This is a genomic window from Ralstonia sp. PBBBR1 (assembly GCF_002256165.1).
In the GTDB taxonomy this organism is placed as follows: domain Bacteria; phylum Pseudomonadota; class Gammaproteobacteria; order Burkholderiales; family Burkholderiaceae; genus Ralstonia; species Ralstonia thomasii.
Map to the genome: position 1 here is coordinate 283,230 of NZ_NKIL01000005.1, position 15,065 is coordinate 298,294.

Genomic DNA, 15,065 nt, shown 5'->3' on the forward strand with positions numbered 1-15,065 from the left:
GCGCGGAACCGTGAGCGGCCTCGCATCCGTCAGAAGTTGCCGAATCGGCCGATCCAGGCTGCGGCGCCTTTGCTATGCCCTTTGATGGCCGCATCCAGTTCAGCGCGGGTCAGCCCATTGGGCAGGGCATCCGGCGCCAGGTCCGTGGCGATCAGCAAAAATACGTAGTGATGCATGCCGGTGCCCTTGGGCGGACACGGCCCGAGATACGCCGGCTTGCCGATGGCGTTTTGGCCCATGCGCAGCGCCGGGCCGGTGCCGGCGCCTTCCGGCAGGCTCGTCTGCGTGGCCGGCATACCGTAGGCCATCCAGTGGTTCACGCCCAGGCCGCCCGCGCCCTGCGGGTCGGAGACGATCAGCACAAGGCTGTTGGTGCCCGCGGGCACGTTCGACCAGTGCAGCGGCGGCGAGACGTTGTCGCCCGTGCAATTGGCGTTGGCGGGGTTCTTGCCGGCGTACTTGCGGTCCATGACGCCGTTGTCGGCAAAGGCAGGCGATTCGACGGTGAACGTGGTATCGGCCTGCGCATGCACATGCGGCACAGCGGACAGGCACGCCAGCGACAACAACGCGCGAAATAGGATGGGCTTCAAGGCAGATCTCCTGGCAGAAAAAGCGGCGAACGGGCACCACAATACGCGAATGCGCCGCCGCCGCGCAGAGGCACAACGCACAGATCCCATCAGATTGCCGTGCGACAATACCGCGCCTCAGCGCGCCGCGTTTACCGCGCGCTTCTGCCAGACCTGACCATAGGAGAACCGGACGCATGTTCGGCGATATCACGCGTTTTCTGCTCGACACGATCTTCTCGCTCTTTGGCGCGGCGCTGCTCCTGCGCGCCTGGACGCAAGCGGTGCGGCTGTCACCGCGCAATCCGCTGTCACAGGCCATCTTCCAGTTGACCGGCTGGCTGGTGCACCCGCTGCGCCGGGTGATTCCGGCCACGGGCTATATCGACTGGTCATCGCTGTTGGCGGCTTATGCCACGGCGCTTGTCTATCTCTTCCTGCTGGTGGCGTCGGTGGGCGTGAGCCCGATGGCACTCGTGCCAATGGGCTTTGTGGCCGCGCTCTTCACCGTGCTCAAGTGGGCGTTCAACGTGCTGGTGTGGGTGACCATTGCATCGGCCGTTCTATCGTGGATGGGGCCGGCATCGCCAATGGGCGCGGTGCTCAACACGCTGGTCGACCCGCTGTTGCGCCCGATCCGCCGCGTGGTGCCCCCGCTGGGCGGGCGGCTCGACCTGTCTCCGCTGATCCTACTGGTGATTGCGCAGGTGATCGTGATCGCGCTGTCGCATCTGTCGCTGTCACCGCTGTTCATGTGAGCGCGGCACGCGCTTTGCTCGACTGAGGGATATGCCGACCGCTGCATCTGGCCGGCCCCTCAGGAGGACATCATGAATGCATGGAAAACGGCGCTGATATGCGCACTTGCCGCGCTGGCGCCCACGCTCGCGGCGTGTACGGCCGGCGGCGCGGTGGCAGGCGGTGTGGCTGGCCACGAAATGACGCACAGCACGGCTGGGACGATCGGAGGTGCCGCAGCAGGCGCCGTCATCGGCCACGAGCTGAGCAAGTAAACAACACACCACAGCGGCTGACCAGCCGCTTTTTTTTCTTTTCAGGCTTGCGCAAACAAGGCGCGGTAAGCGCTGGGCGACGTGTGATACGTCCGGCTGAAATGCTGGCGCAGCGATACGGCGCTGCCGAACCCCGCCAGTTGCGCAATCGCTTCGACGGGCTGACGCGTGGTTTCCAGCATGCGTTGCGCATAGGCCAGACGCTGCCCGAGCAACCATTGGCTGACGGTGGTTCCGGTCAGTTCACGAAAGCGCCGCGTGAAATTGCGCCGGCTCATGGCCGCGCGTTCGGCCAGCGAGTCGAGCGAATGCGGCTCCGCCAAGTTGGCCACTGCCCAGTTCAGCAAATCGGACAGTCGATCACCGCCCGGCGCATCGTGCAGCGGTTGCTCGATGTATTGCGCCTGACCGCCCTGCCGGTGCGGCGCCACCACGAGCCGCCGCGCCATGCGGTTGGCCACCTCCGCGCCATGCCAGCCGCGCACCAGGTGCAGGCAGCAATCCAACCCGGCGGCGGTGCCTGCAGATGTCACCAGCCGGCCGTCGGCAGCGTCCAGATACAGGACATCGGGCACCAGCTTCACACGCGGGTAGCGTTGGGAGAACGCATCGGCAGCGCTCCAGTGCGTGGTGGCCTCGTGGCCATCGAGCACGCCTGCCTCCGCCAGCACAAACGCGCCCAGGCACAGGCCGACCACCGTGGCGCCGCGTTCGTAAGCATCCCGTACCGCATTCACCATGGCCGTCGGCGGCCGCTCTTCCGTATCGCGCCATGACGGCACGACCAGCACGTCAGCGCGGGCGGCATCTTCGAGTGTGAAATCCGTCTGCACGGCAAACCCAGCCGTGGTGCGCAGACCGCCCTTCCTGGCGGGCTCCCCGGCACAGATCCGCAGGTTGTAGGACGGCAGCCCCGCCCAGACGCGGTCTTCAAATACAAGACACGGCACGGACAGGTGAAACGGGCTGATGTCGTTGAAGGCCAGAACGGCGATTTCCTGGGGATGCTGAGGTTGCTGGAGTTGCTGGGGTTGCATACGGGCTCCGCGCTTTGGCCCGATTCTTTCGATAAACGTCTTTCGGGCCACTGTCGGGAAGGATAGTCATCCGCGAAGATGCTGTCCACGGGCTCACGCAAATGCCCGATCCAACCGACCTTGAGGAGTCAGCCATGACCACGAACAACACCCCGAAGCGCGCCCTGATCGTCATCGATGTGCAGAACGAATATTTCACCGGCGGCCTGCCGATCGAGTATCCGGACCCGCAGCAGACCGTCGCAAACATCGGCGTCGCCATGGATGCGGCACGCGAGGCGGGCATTCCGGTGATCGTCGTGCAGCAGACCTCGCCGGCCAGCTCGCCGCTGTTTGCCATTGATACCGACGGCTGGCAACTGCACCCCGTGGTGGCGTCGCGTCCGCATGACCACTATCTGCGCAAGCTGCTGCCGAGCGCCTATCCCGAGACGGTCCTGGCGCAATGGCTGGAAGCCCGCGGCATCGATACGCTCACCGTGGTGGGCTACATGACGCACAACTGCGATGCATCCACGATCAACCACGCCCTGCACAACGGCACGGCGGTGGAGTTTCTGCATGACGCGTCGGGCGCGGTGCCGTATCAAAACCAGGCCGGCTTTGCGAGTGCGGAAGAGATCCACCGCGTGTTCAGCGTGGTGCTGCAATCGCGCTTCGCGGCGGTCATGTCGACCCAGGAATGGGTGCACAGCGTGAAGACCGGCGCGGTGCCCGTGCGCGACAATATCTACAAGTCGAATCAGCGGGCCCGTGGGCTGCTCAAGGATGAGGTGGCGCAGCGGGCAGCGTGACCGGTCAGCCGGCCACACCGTCCTCGGCCGGCAGGAACCCGCGGAACGACACCTCCACCTGTTCCACCATCGACGCCGATGTGGCTTCGCGCAGGGCCGCCAGCAACGCATCGAACGCGCTCTCCACAGAGGCGCGGTCGGTGGCCTCGACCAGGCGCTGGCGGATCGGGTGCTCGGCCGAGCTGAATGTGCGTGCCGCAATGTCCATGAGGTACATGCGCGCCGCCGCCAGCGAACGCTTGCGCGCCGGTGCGGCAGGTGCAGCGCGCTTGGGCACCTCGGGTTGCGGCTCGGCCACCTGAACGAAGACGGGCTCGCCAGCAACATCGGTTGCGCTTTGAATGAAACCTGCCTGCACCAGCTCAACCACGGCCTGCGCTTCCAGGCCGAGCTGGCCGGCACGTACGACAAGGTCCTCGCCCGTAGCCTGCCCGTCCACCATGATGAGCAGCGCGCGGCTTGAGCGGCTGAGCGCGCCGCTGCGCATGGCGATTTCACGTCGCCCCGCGTCAGTCTTTTCGAATCGTGCGGATAACACCTGCATGGCAGCCCCCCTATCTTCCCCCGAAGATCGGCACAACATAGGGCGGGTTGTTTGCAGATTCGTGAAACCGCAAGCCTCCCCCTCCAGCCGGCGGGCGGCAAACGCTTGCGCTCAGGCAGGTGTCGACAAATCCAAACACCCTCCCCGACAGTGGGGCTGACAACGCGCGCTATTGCCTGCGCTTTCTTCCAGCTCTACTATGTTTTGTTACCGGTACCAAAATAGCCTCGCAGGCCCCGGAAAGCGATACGCCGGTTCCCCGCAGAGGGAACCCTGTTCCTCATAACGACCGAGACGCCATGCCCGCCCAACCTCCACGCAGACTGCGCAGCCAGCTTTGGTTCGATGACCCGAGCCACGCAGACATGACCGCCCTCTACGTAGAACGCTTCATGAACTACGGCTTGACGCGTGAAGAGCTGCAGTCTGGCCGGCCGATCATCGGCATTGCGCAGACGGGTAATGATCTGGCCCCTTGCAACCGGCACCACCTTGAGCTGGCGCAGCGTGTGAAGGCCGGCATACGCGACGCGGGCGGCATTCCGATGGAGTTTCCAGTTCACCCGCTGGCCGAGCAAAGTCGCCGCCCGACCGCGGCGCTCGATCGGAATCTCGCCTATCTCGGTCTGGTCGAGATCCTGCATGGCTTCCCGCTGGACGGCGTCGTGCTGACGACCGGCTGCGATAAAACCACGCCCGCCTGCCTGATGGCCGCGGCCACGGTCGACCTGCCGGCCATCGTCCTGTCTGGCGGGCCGATGCTGGACGGCTGGCACGAGGGCAAACGGGTGGGCTCGGGCACCGTCATCTGGCATGCGCGCAACCGGCTGGCTGCCGGCGACATCGACTACGAAGGCTTCATGGAGTTGACCACCGCGTCGTCGCCGTCGATTGGCCACTGCAATACGATGGGCACCGCGCTGTCGATGAACAGCCTGGCCGAAGCGCTGGGCATGTCGCTGCCTGGGTGCGCCAGCATTCCGGCGGCGTATCGCGAGCGTGGGCAGATGGCCTATGCCACGGGCAAGCGCATCGTCGACCTCGTGCGTGAAGACATCCGCCCCTCAACGATCATGACGCGCGCGGCGTTCGAAAACGCCATCATGGTGGCCTCCGCGCTTGGTGCGTCGACCAACTGCCCGCCACACCTCATCGCAATCGCGCGCCACATGGGCGTGGAACTGAGCCTTGAAGACTGGCAGCGCCACGGAGAGTCGGTTCCGCTGCTCGTGAACTGCATGCCGGCAGGCGAATACCTGGGCGAGAGCTTCCACCGCTCGGGCGGCGTGCCCGCCGTATTGCGCCAGCTTGACGCGGGCGGGTTGCTGCGCCGCGATTGCCCCACCGTATCGGGCCGGACGATCGGCGCAATTGCCGATGCCGCCCCCCCCGCCGACCGCGAGGTGATCTTTCCTGTGGACGCACCGCTCAAGCATCGCGCCGGCTTCATCGTGCTATCGGGCAATTTCTTCGACAGCGCCATCATGAAGATGTCGGTGGTGGGCGAGGCGTTCCGGCAGACTTACCTGAGCGAACCCGGTGCGGAAAACGTCTTCGAGACCCGCGCCATTGTCTTCGATGGCCCCGAGGATTATCACGCCCGCATCAACGATCCGGCCCTCGCCATTGATGAACGCTGCATCCTCGTTATCCGTGGCTGCGGAACGGTCGGTTATCCGGGCAGCGCGGAGGTCGTCAACATGGCGCCGCCTGCAGCACTGGTCAAGCAAGGGATCGAATCGCTGCCGTGCATGGGCGATGGACGGCAAAGCGGTACCTCGGCCAGCCCATCGATCTTGAACATGTCTCCGGAGGCGGCAGCCGGTGGCGGGCTTGCGCTGCTGCGCACGGGCGATCGCATCCGCGTGGACCTCAATGCACGCAGGGTCGATGTGTTGGTCGATGCGGAAGAGCTGGAACGCCGCCGTGAAAGCGCGACCTTCAGCGTGCCGCAGTCGCAAACGCCCTGGCAGGAAATCTATCGGAAGTGCGTCGGGCAGCTCTCAACGGGCGGGTGCCTGGAGCCGGCAACCCTGTACCTGAACGTCATCGAGACGCGCGGCAATCCACGGCACTCGCATTGACGCTGCGCATGAAGCTGTCGGCTATGCGCTCTCGCGCTCGACAACGCTGAAGTCGATGCGCGAGAGCTTGCGGGTGCTCTTGGCCTCGCCAACGCCGAGCGCATCGAGCAAGACCTCGCCCGTGCGCAGGCCGATGCCATAGGCGTCGACGGAAATCGTCGTGATGGTCGGGTGGCAGCACCACGCGACTTCAAAATTGCCGAAGCCCGCAACAGCAATGTCACCGGGCACGGACAGACCGCGCCGGTGGCATTCCATGATGGCGCCGAATGCGGACATGTCGCTCACGCACATCACGGCATCGGTGTCGGGCCAGGCATCGAGCAACGCGGCCATCGCCGGGCCGCCGTGGCTCATGGTGATGGGCGACTCGCCCAGGCGGATCACACGCGGCTCGCCAAGGCCAAGCGACTTGATTCCGCTCATGTACCCGCGCATGCGGTCGGTGCCGCGCCGGTCCAGTTCGCTTGCCCCGCACAGGAAACCAATGCGCCGGTAGCCCCGCTGATGCAGGTGATGCAGCATCGCGAGCGACGCCTTGGCGTTCGAGAACCCGACCGCGCGATCGATCGGGCGTTCAGGCAGATCCCACATCTCGACGATGGGGATGCCGGCGCGCTCGAGCAACGCGCGCGTGCCTGGACTGTGATGGCGCCCGGTCAAGGCAATGCCACGCGGCTGATGGCGCAGCAGCGACCGCACCAGCGCCTCCTCCTGATCGAGGTGGTAGTCGGTATCGCCCAGGAGCAGTTGCAGACCATGCGGCGCCAGCGCATCGCTCAGTCCGCGCACGGTATCGGCAAAGTTGGAACTCGCCAGCGAAGGCACCAGGGCGGCGACGAATTCCGATCGGCCGCTGGACAGCATTCCAGCCGCGGCCGTAGCAACGTAGCCGAGTGCATCGATGGCCTCTTGCACGCGTGCGCGGGTCTCGGGCGACACGCTGCCGCCTGCCAGCACCCGCGACACGGTCATCTTCGACACGCCGGCAACGCGCGCAACGTCGGCCATGCGAGGAGGAGTGGTGCCGGTGGTCATGAGAAACGTCTACGCGCCGAGGGGAGAAAAGAGGAAAGAAAAAAGAGGTGTGGCGATCATAGCGGAACCGGCCACGAAGCAGCCCGCCGCTATGCCTGCGCGAGCGCGCGGCCGATGCGGTCCGCCATCCCCGCAACACCGACGACGAGGCGTTTCTCCCTGCGGGCGTCCAGTCGGCTGACGGGCACGCTCGAACTCACCGCAACGCGTTTCCCTAGCGGCGTGATGCCCACAAACGCCGCGAAGCAGGCGAGCCCCGCCACCACCTCCTCACGCTCTGTCGCCAGCCCCCGCACGCGAATGCGCTCAAGCTCGTCGAGCAAATCGGCGCGGCGCGTGGTGGTGCGCTCCGTCATGGCGGCAAGACGAGCCGGCAGGAGCGCGCACACCGCGTCATCATCAAGGCTTGCGAGCAGCGCCTTCCCCAGCGCGCAGCAATGCGCCGGCAGGCGCAGGCCGACATCCGATACCAGGCGGACCGGCCTCGGCGCGTCTTCCCGCGCGATGTAGACGACCTCCGTACCGTCGAGCACAGCCAGTTGCACGACTTCATTGTGTGCGGCCACGAAGGCGGCGGATTCGCGCCGGAACGCTGCCAACAAGCTGTCGTGGCGGAAGTAAGCGTTGCCCAACTCAAACAGGGTCAAGCCGATCAGATAGCCGTCTGCCCGCTTCTCGATCCAGCGACGCTTTTCGAGCGACTCCAGCAGCAGGTACAACGTGCTTCCGGACATGCCCGTCGCCTGCGCCAATACGGCCGGCCGGACGGGAGACGTCGCCGCGCAGAGTATTCCCAGCACGTCATGAATGCGCTTGAGTGCTGGCACCTCGTAGTCTGTCTTCACTGGAAACCTGCTCCGCTCGCAATTGGCTCGATTTTCCAACAGGTTGGAAATTGCGTCACGTGGTTGGACACCCCGCATCGCCATCTCTACGATCACGCGGGTTCCCTGGCAACAGGACAGTTCAATGAACGGAGCGCACATGACCGCCATCGCCAACCACTTGCCGCACGATCTCGAGCATGCAACGCTCGTCGGTCGGGTCTGGCGCACAACAGAAAAAAGCAAGGGGCCATCCGTCGTGGTGGTGCGCAACGGGGTCGTGTTCGACATCACGGAAGCCGTGCCAACGGTGGCAGATCTGTTCGAGCATCCTGACGCACTGGCCGTCGCGCGGCAGGCCCAAGGGGAAAACCTCGGTCGCGTCGAAACGCTTGTCGAACGCTCCCTGGCTGCCGATCGTGCGGGCAACGCGCCAACCCTGCTCGCTCCGAACGATCTGCAGGCGATCAAGGCTTGCGGCGTGACGTTTGCCGTCAGCCTGATCGAACGGGTGATCGAAGAGCAGGCGGGCGGCGACCCAGCCAAGGCGCGCGACGTGCGCGCGTCCATTGTCGGGGTGGTGGGCTCGGACCTCTCCAAGATCAAGCCCGGCTCCGATGCGGCCATGCGGCTCAAGGACGAACTGCAGCGCCGGGGCGCATGGTCACAATACATGGAAGTCGGCATCGGCCCCGATGCGGAAGTGTTTTCCAAATCGCAACCGATGTCGGCAGTCGGATTCGGCGCCGACGTGGGTCTGCATCCGGCCTCGCGGTGGAACAATCCGGAGCCGGAGATCGTGCTGGCGGTCAGCAGCACGGGGCATGTCGTGGGAGCAGCGCTGGGCAACGACGTGAATCTGCGCGACATCGAGGGGCGCTCCGCGCTGCTGCTGGGCAAATGCAAGGACAACAACGGCTCCTGCGCCATCGGCCCGTTCGTGCGCCTGTTTGACGAGCGCTTCACGCTCGACACGATCCGCGCGACGCAGGTATCGCTGCGTGTTGAGGGCGCCGACGACGGCTTCGTGCTCGACGGCGTGAGCCACATGAGCGAGATCAGCCGCGACCCGCTTGACCTTGTCGCCCAGACCTGCGGGCCGCACCATCAGTATCCGGACGGCTTCATGCTGTTTCTCGGCACGATGTTCTCGCCGATCAAGGACCGTGACGCACCTGGCGCCGGCTTTACGCACCACCTGGGCGACCGCGTGACGATCAGCGCCCCGCCCCTCGGCGCGCTGGTCAACACGGTACGCCTGTCGACGGAGATCGCGCCGTGGACGTTCGGTGTCCGTGCCCTGTATCGCAACCTGGCGGCGCGCGGGCTCATCAGTCAGGATTGATCGGTCATCGCGGCTGAAAAGTTCACGGTGCATTCCGCAGAAGGTAGCCCTTTGACCGGCGCGCGAAACGCAAACAAGCCGCCGGCAAGCGGCTCCTTCTGCAACGCCTCGTCCGTCAGGCCCTTTCGGGCGGTGGTCGCATAGACCGTCTGCAGGTCATCGCCGCCGAACGCAAGCTTGGTGATGTTGGAACAGGGAAAGTCGACACGCCCGATGCATCGGCCGTCGGGCGAGAACCGCTCGATCCGCCCGCCGCCGAACAGCGCGACCCACAGGCACCCCTCCTCGTCGACGGCCATGCCGTCTGGATAACCGCTGCCCTCGATCGAGGTGAAGATGCGTTTGCGTTCCAGGCTGCCGTCGTCGCCGAGGTCGAAGGCATAGATCACACGCTGCAAGGTATCGGTGTGATAGAGCGTGCGGCCGTCCGGGCTCGCGGTCGGGCCATTCGTGATCACGTAGCCCGAATCGCGCACGCTCAGCCCACCATCCCGGCCTACCCGGTAGAGCTGCCCGCTCGGCTCGCGCTCCGCATCGTCCATCGAACCAAACCACAGCGCGCCGGTGCGGTCGACATAACCATCATTGAGCCGATTTCCCGGCCTGTCGGTCTCGACCGGCAACACGCGGCTGAAGGTGCCGGTTTCGAAGCTGAACCGATAGAGACCGCCTTGTACGCCGCAGATCCAGCTGCCGTCAACGCTGGGCAGCGCAAAACCAATCGGACCGGGCGCGACCCAGCTGCGGCGCACATCGGTATCGGGGTCATAGCGGTAGAGCCGCCTGCCCTGGATATCGACAAAGACCACGCAGCGCGATGCCGCGTGCCACACCGCGCCCTCCCCAAGCGTTGCGCCGACGCGCCAGACGCAATCCGGAATGATCGGCGCCATCATCCGCCGTACCACCCGGCATCGACAAAGTACTCGCGCGCTGTGCAACGCGCGGCATCGTCCGACGCAAGAAACAGCGCCATACGTGCCACATGTTCGGGGTCGACACGCTCATGCAGGCATTGCTCGCCCAGCAGCTTGGCTTCGCTCTCGGGCGATTGCCAGAGCGCCATCTGCCGCGGCGTGCGGACCGCGCCGGGCACGATGCAATTGACGCGAATGCCGAATCCGCCAAGGTCACGCGCCAGACCGCGCGTCAGGCCCTCGATGCCGGCCTTGGCCGTCATGTAGATGGCGAGGTCCGCCTGGGCAAGGTGCCACGAAATGGACCCAAGGTTCAGGATCACGCCGCGCCCCAGCTTCTTCATGCTGGGCAGCACGGCCTGCGCGCAGAAGAACTGATGGCGCAGGTTCACCTCGATGCGGTTGTCCCAATAGGCCTGGGTCACGGTTCCGATCTGATGGCGGTCATCATTGGCGGCGTTGTTGATCAGCACGTCGATGGGGCCGGTGTCGGCCTCGATATCCGAGAACGTGGCGTTCAACGTGTCGATGTCGCGCAAGTCGCAGTAGCGGAAGACCGGCGGATGCACGCACTCGCCCAGCGACGACGCCAGCGCTTCTGAGTCGGCACGGGCGATATCGAGGAACGTCACACGCGCGCCCTGTTTGGCAAAGCCTTCGACAATGGCAGCGCCAATGCCGCTACCGCCGCCGGTAATCACAACGTTCTTGTTAACAAGGCTCGGATAAATCGCATAAGACATAAGAGATTCCAGTGACAGCAAAAGAAATAAAGCCTGTAGCGCAGCCTCAGCGGCGGCCGGAGCGCGAGATGACGTCCACCCAGACGGCCAGCACGAGGATGCTGCCCTTGACAATCATCTGCCAGTACGCGTCCACGTCGAGCATGGACATGCCGTTGTCGAGGCTGGCCATGACCAGCGCACCGACCAGCGCGCCGTAAACCGTACCCGCGCCGCCGCGCATGGACGTGCCGCCGATGAAGCAGGCCGCAATGGCATCCAGCTCGCCCATGGTCCCGGCGGACGGCGAACCCGCAGCAAGTCGCGCCGTATTGACGATGCCCGCAAACGCACACATCAGGCCCATGAGCCCGAAGATGGCCAGCTTCACGCGATCGGTATTGATGCCCGACAGGCGCGTGGCCTCCAGGTTTGAACCCACGGAGTAGATGCGGCGGCCGAATACCGTCTGGCTGGCGATCCACGAGAAAATACCCAGCAGCGCCAACACGAGCAGAACCGGCACCGGAATGCCGCCATAGCTGTTGAGCGTGGCGACAAACACGACGATGACCGCGCCTGCCACGATCAGCTTGGCGACGTCTTGCCATAGCGGCGCGACGTCGAGTTCATAGCGGCGATGTTCACGCCGCTGCCTCGCCACGACGAAGATCAACAGGCAGAAGATCAGCACCGCCATGAGGTCGCCCACATGGCGCGGCAAGTAACCCTGGCCGATCAGCACGAAGCTGTCCGACACCGGCGCAATCGTCGAGCCATGCGTCAGGCCGAGCAGGATGCCGCGATACGCCAGCATGCCGCCCAGGCCAACGATGAAGGACGGCACGCCCCGGTAGGTCGACCACCAACCGTTGAACAGGCCCATGGCCACGCCGAGCAGCAGCACCACGGGCACCGTCGCCGTGATCGGCCAGCCCAGTCCTTGATCCAGGATGGCCGCCACGCCACCGAGCAAGCCAAGCAACGAACCGACCGAAAGATCGATCTCGCCCGCGATGATGACGAACACCATCCCGCAGGCCAGCATCCCCGTAATCGACATCTGGCGCAGCAGATTGGAGAGGTTGCGTGGCGAGGTAAACGCGCCGTTTGTCAGCATCGAAAAAAGCAGCCAGATCGCGGCCACGGCGATCAGCAACGCCAGGATCTTGTAGCGTGCGAACAGTTGCCTCAGGCGCTGGCTTGCCTTGAACGTATTGCGCGAAGGGTCCATCGCGCCGGCGGCTTATGGGCTGGTTTGAGAAGTCATGCGTGACCTGCCTGATGGAAAGTGGGTGCGTGCCTGGGTGTGTGCCGGACTGGCCGAATGGCTGCGGTCAGAATGTGTTCCTGCGTCAAACCGTCGTTCACGAAGTCGCCGCGCAGCTCGCCCTCGCCGATCACGAGCACACGATCCGAAATGCCAAGCACTTCCGGCAGCTCCGACGAGATCACGATGATGGCCATGCCGCGCTTGACGAGATCACCGATCAGCTTGTAGATCTCGTACTTGGCGCCGACGTCCACGCCGCGCGTCGGCTCGTCCAGAATCAGGACGCGCGGCTCGGTCAGCAGCATTCGCGTCAGAACGGCCTTTTGCTGATTGCCGCCCGACAGGCTGGCAATGGGTAGCATCGGATGCGCCGCACGCACGGCAAGCCGGCGCATCTCTTTGCGGATCGTGTCGAGTTCGGCCGCGCCGTCAATGCGCCCAAGACGCGCGAAACGCTGCAGGACGGCCAGCGTGATGTTGTGCCCCACGCTCATCAGCGAGACGATGCCGTGACGCTTGCGGTCTTCCGGCACCATCGCAATGCCCGCACGAATGGCGTCTAGCGGCGCGCGGATTTTCAGCGGCTTTCCGTCCAGCACCAGCTCCACCTCACTGGCACCTTCGTACGCGCCAAACACCGCCTGCATCAGCTCGGTGCGCCCTGCCCCAACCAATCCCGCCACGCCGAGAATTTCGCCACGCCGCACCGCGAAGGACACATCGTCGACCCGCTTGCGAGTCGGGTTGTTGGCGTCGTAGCACGTCACGTTGCGTGCCTCGAACACCACCTCGCCGATGGGATGCGGCTCGCGCGGAAACAGTTGCGTAATTTCGCGCCCGACCATCTGCGCGATGATGCGGTCGGTAGTCAGATCACGCATCGGCGCGGTCGACACATGGCGGCCATCGCGGATGACGGTCACGGTGTCGCACACCGCCTCCACCTCGTCGAGCTTGTGCGAGATGTAGACGCACGCAATGCCGCGCGCTTTCAGGTCGCGCACGATGTCGAGCAGGATGCGCGTCTCCGCCGCCGTGAGCGATGACGACGGCTCATCCAGGATCAGCAGCTTGGCGCGCTTGTTAAGCGCCTTGGCAATTTCAATCAGCTGCTGATGGCCGCCGCCGTAGTGCATCACGGGCAACGCCACGTTGATGCCCTGGATGTTCAGGTCGCGCAGCAGCTTGTCGGCGCCCTGGTACATGGCCGCGTAATTCATGCGGCCGCCTGGCAGCGTGATTTCGTTGCCAAGATAGATGTTCTCCGCCACCGACAATTCCGGCACCAGCATCAGTTCCTGATGAATGATGACGATACCCGCGCGCTTGGTGTCGCAAATACCGCCGGCGCGCAGTGGCTGCCCCTCCCAGAGGATTTCGCCATCCCAGGTGCCGCTCGGGTACACACCGGAGAGCACCTTCATGAGCGTGGATTTTCCGGCGCCGTTCTCGCCGCACAGGCCAACACACTCGCCTGGCCTCACGACCAGGTTGATACCGTCAAGCGCCTTCACACCGTCGAAGGTCTTGACGATGCCGCGCATCTGCAACAGAGGTTCAGACATGCCCCGTCCTTGAGGTACGAACGCGGCCGGCGACGAGCGGTTGCCTCATCGCCGGCACAAAGCGGCCCTGACTGCGCGACCTTACTGGCCGCCGATCTGAGCCTGCGTGTAGAAGCCGTCTTTCACCACCAGGTTGACGTTGTCCTTGGTGAGTTGGGTGGGTTGCAGCAGCACCGTGTCGACCTTTTTCTTGCCGTTGTCGTACTGCGCGTTGTATTTGGGCTTGTCGCCCTTGGCGAGGGCTACCGAAAGCTGCGCAGCCTCGGTGGCAATCAGCTTGAGTGGCTTGTAGACCGTCATCGTCTGCGTGCCGGCAATCACGCGCTTGACGGCGGCAAGGTCCGCATCCTGGCCCGACACCGGCACCTTGCCGGCCAGCTTCTGCGCAGCCAGCGCCTGGATCGCGCCACCGGCCGTGCCGTCGTTGGATGCGACCACGGCATCGATCTTGTTGTTGTTCGCGGTCAGCGCGTTTTCAACGATACCCAGCGCCGCAGAGGCGCTCCACTCGGGCACCCATTGCGAGCCAACAACTTTGATGTCGCCGCGGTCGATGGCCGGCTGCAGCACCTTCAACTGGCCCTGCCGCAGCATCTTCGCGTTGTTGTCCGTCGGCGCGCCGCCCAGCAGGAAGTAGTTGCCCTTCGGGCGCACGTTGAAGACGCCCTGCGCTTGCAGTTCACCCACCTTCTCGTTATCGAACGAAATGTAGGCATCAACGTCGGCGTCGAGAATCAGGCGGTCATACGACACCACCTTGATGCCCGCCTTCTTGGCTTCGGCCACCACGTTGGTCAGCGCCTTGGAGTTGAACGGCACGATGACGATCACGTCGACACCGCGCGAGATCAGGTTCTCGATCTGCGAGATCTGGCGTTGCTCGCTGGCGTCCGCCGATTGCACCGACACCTTGGCACCCAGTTTTTCTGCAGCGGCGACAAAGTAATCGCGGTCGCGCGACCAGCGCTCCACGCGCAGATCGTCGATACAGAAGCCGATTTCCGGATGCGCCTTGCTCGCGTGCGCCAGCGGCGCGCCCATCGACAGGCTGGCGAGCACTGCACCGCAAAAGGCGGCCCTCAGAACACAACGGCGTTGGTTCGATTTCATGTCTCACTCCATCTTCTTTTGTTGGTGGGTACCGACGTGGCGTCTGCTGCGCCGCAATAGATTTCGGCCGGCTCGACGGCAGTCGCATGGTGCATGCGCCGCCTTGGCACCGGCAATTACGAAATTGCCCAACCGCCCTAACATTTATTTCCAACCGGCGGGCATCGTCTGACAGCGCCGCACGCAGCCCATAGAATGTGCGGGCGAGCGGCACGCCCCGGCGCCAC

At 64.6% G+C, this 15,065-nt stretch carries 15 protein-coding genes; 5 read left to right on the forward strand and 10 right to left on the reverse strand.

Going from position 1 to position 15,065, the window contains the following annotated elements; translation table 11 throughout:
• Positions 1-29: 29 nt before the first annotated feature.
• Positions 30-593: a YbhB/YbcL family Raf kinase inhibitor-like protein gene (locus tag CFE42_RS09995; protein WP_004627691.1), complete on the reverse strand. Its 564-nt coding sequence runs from the start codon at positions 591-593 to the stop codon at positions 30-32.
• Between the two features lie 176 nt (positions 594-769).
• Here CFE42_RS09995 and CFE42_RS10000 point away from each other — a divergent pair, with 176 nt between their 5' ends.
• Positions 770-1,330 (forward strand): YggT family protein, encoded by a 561-nt coding sequence (locus CFE42_RS10000; protein ID WP_004627693.1) that lies wholly within the window; start codon positions 770-772, stop codon positions 1,328-1,330.
• A 72-nt stretch (positions 1,331-1,402) separates the two neighbouring features.
• Complete coding sequence (locus tag CFE42_RS10005; protein ID WP_004627694.1) at positions 1,403-1,585, forward strand: glycine zipper 2TM domain-containing protein; 183 nt, start codon at positions 1,403-1,405, stop codon at positions 1,583-1,585.
• Between the two features lie 41 nt (positions 1,586-1,626).
• Here the strand turns inward: CFE42_RS10005 and CFE42_RS10010 are convergent, their stop codons facing one another.
• The gene (locus CFE42_RS10010) at positions 1,627-2,622 is read right to left on the reverse strand and encodes a helix-turn-helix domain-containing protein (protein WP_004627697.1); all 996 of its coding nucleotides are present in this window, start codon (positions 2,620-2,622) and stop codon (positions 1,627-1,629) included.
• Between the two features lie 134 nt (positions 2,623-2,756).
• On the opposite strand from CFE42_RS10010, the gene CFE42_RS10015 reads away from it, so the two are divergent.
• Complete coding sequence (locus CFE42_RS10015; RefSeq protein WP_004627698.1) at positions 2,757-3,416, forward strand: cysteine hydrolase family protein; 660 nt, start codon at positions 2,757-2,759, stop codon at positions 3,414-3,416.
• Between the two features lie 4 nt (positions 3,417-3,420).
• Here CFE42_RS10015 and CFE42_RS10020 read toward each other — a convergent pair whose 3' ends face one another.
• Positions 3,421-3,960 (reverse strand): hypothetical protein, encoded by a 540-nt coding sequence (locus CFE42_RS10020; RefSeq protein ID WP_004627701.1) that lies wholly within the window; start codon positions 3,958-3,960, stop codon positions 3,421-3,423.
• 299 nt (positions 3,961-4,259) lie between these two features.
• Here CFE42_RS10020 and CFE42_RS10025 point away from each other — a divergent pair, with 299 nt between their 5' ends.
• The gene (locus CFE42_RS10025) at positions 4,260-6,044 is read left to right on the forward strand and encodes an IlvD/Edd family dehydratase (protein ID WP_004627703.1); all 1,785 of its coding nucleotides are present in this window, start codon (positions 4,260-4,262) and stop codon (positions 6,042-6,044) included.
• 21 nt (positions 6,045-6,065) lie between these two features.
• On the opposite strand, the gene CFE42_RS10030 is transcribed toward CFE42_RS10025, so the two are convergent.
• A complete protein-coding gene (locus CFE42_RS10030) occupies positions 6,066-7,082 on the reverse strand; it encodes a LacI family DNA-binding transcriptional regulator (protein WP_004627704.1) in 1,017 nt (338 codons plus the stop codon).
• Between the two features lie 89 nt (positions 7,083-7,171).
• On the reverse strand, positions 7,172-7,927 hold the full coding sequence (locus CFE42_RS10035; protein WP_004627706.1) for an IclR family transcriptional regulator: 756 nt from the start codon (positions 7,925-7,927) through the stop codon (positions 7,172-7,174).
• A 139-nt stretch (positions 7,928-8,066) separates the two neighbouring features.
• Here CFE42_RS10035 and CFE42_RS10040 point away from each other — a divergent pair, with 139 nt between their 5' ends.
• Positions 8,067-9,251: a fumarylacetoacetate hydrolase family protein gene (locus tag CFE42_RS10040; RefSeq protein WP_004627708.1), complete on the forward strand. Its 1,185-nt coding sequence runs from the start codon at positions 8,067-8,069 to the stop codon at positions 9,249-9,251.
• Here the strand turns inward: CFE42_RS10040 and CFE42_RS10045 are convergent.
• The 5 genes from CFE42_RS10045 to xylF all read right to left on the reverse strand — a co-directional run bounded on the left by CFE42_RS10045 (position 9,242) and on the right by xylF (position 14,838).
• Positions 9,242-10,147 (reverse strand): SMP-30/gluconolactonase/LRE family protein, encoded by a 906-nt coding sequence (locus CFE42_RS10045; protein WP_004627709.1) that lies wholly within the window; start codon positions 10,145-10,147, stop codon positions 9,242-9,244. The two genes, CFE42_RS10040 and CFE42_RS10045, sit on opposite strands and share 10 nt — an antisense overlap.
• Positions 10,144-10,911, reverse strand: coding sequence for an SDR family oxidoreductase (locus tag CFE42_RS10050; RefSeq protein WP_004627711.1), 768 nt, complete (start codon positions 10,909-10,911; stop codon positions 10,144-10,146). The genes CFE42_RS10045 and CFE42_RS10050 overlap by 4 nt, the downstream gene beginning before the upstream one ends.
• A 46-nt stretch (positions 10,912-10,957) precedes the next feature.
• On the reverse strand, positions 10,958-12,124 hold the full coding sequence (locus CFE42_RS10055) for a sugar ABC transporter permease (RefSeq protein WP_004627714.1): 1,167 nt from the start codon (positions 12,122-12,124) through the stop codon (positions 10,958-10,960).
• A gap of 32 nt (positions 12,125-12,156) precedes the next feature.
• Positions 12,157-13,728, reverse strand: coding sequence for a D-xylose ABC transporter ATP-binding protein (gene xylG, locus CFE42_RS10060; protein ID WP_004627716.1), 1,572 nt, complete (start codon positions 13,726-13,728; stop codon positions 12,157-12,159).
• A gap of 81 nt (positions 13,729-13,809) precedes the next feature.
• A complete protein-coding gene (gene xylF / locus CFE42_RS10065) occupies positions 13,810-14,838 on the reverse strand; it encodes a D-xylose ABC transporter substrate-binding protein (protein ID WP_004627719.1) in 1,029 nt (342 codons plus the stop codon).
• Positions 14,839-15,065 lie beyond the last annotated feature (227 nt).

Bases quoted from the DNA above. Each gene is read 5' to 3' on its own strand.
- CFE42_RS10000 (WP_004627693.1), top strand. From the start codon at position 770: ATGTTCGGCGATATCACGCGTTTTCTGCTCGACACGATCTTCTCGCTC.
- CFE42_RS10005 (WP_004627694.1), top strand. From the start codon at position 1,403: ATGAATGCATGGAAAACGGCGCTGATATGCGCACTTGCCGCGCTGGCG.
- CFE42_RS10010 (WP_004627697.1), bottom strand. From the start codon at position 2,622: ATGCAACCCCAGCAACTCCAGCAACCTCAGCATCCCCAGGAAATCGCC.
- CFE42_RS10015 (WP_004627698.1), top strand. From the start codon at position 2,757: ATGACCACGAACAACACCCCGAAGCGCGCCCTGATCGTCATCGATGTG.
- CFE42_RS10020 (WP_004627701.1), bottom strand. From the start codon at position 3,960: ATGCAGGTGTTATCCGCACGATTCGAAAAGACTGACGCGGGGCGACGT.
- CFE42_RS10025 (WP_004627703.1), top strand. From the start codon at position 4,260: ATGCCCGCCCAACCTCCACGCAGACTGCGCAGCCAGCTTTGGTTCGAT.
- CFE42_RS10030 (WP_004627704.1), bottom strand. From the start codon at position 7,082: ATGACCACCGGCACCACTCCTCCTCGCATGGCCGACGTTGCGCGCGTT.
- CFE42_RS10040 (WP_004627708.1), top strand. From the start codon at position 8,067: ATGACCGCCATCGCCAACCACTTGCCGCACGATCTCGAGCATGCAACG.
- CFE42_RS10045 (WP_004627709.1), bottom strand. From the start codon at position 10,147: ATGATGGCGCCGATCATTCCGGATTGCGTCTGGCGCGTCGGCGCAACG.
- CFE42_RS10050 (WP_004627711.1), bottom strand. From the start codon at position 10,911: ATGTCTTATGCGATTTATCCGAGCCTTGTTAACAAGAACGTTGTGATT.
- CFE42_RS10055 (WP_004627714.1), bottom strand. From the start codon at position 12,124: ATGGACCCTTCGCGCAATACGTTCAAGGCAAGCCAGCGCCTGAGGCAA.
- xylG (WP_004627716.1), bottom strand. From the start codon at position 13,728: ATGTCTGAACCTCTGTTGCAGATGCGCGGCATCGTCAAGACCTTCGAC.
- xylF (WP_004627719.1), bottom strand. From the start codon at position 14,838: ATGAAATCGAACCAACGCCGTTGTGTTCTGAGGGCCGCCTTTTGCGGT.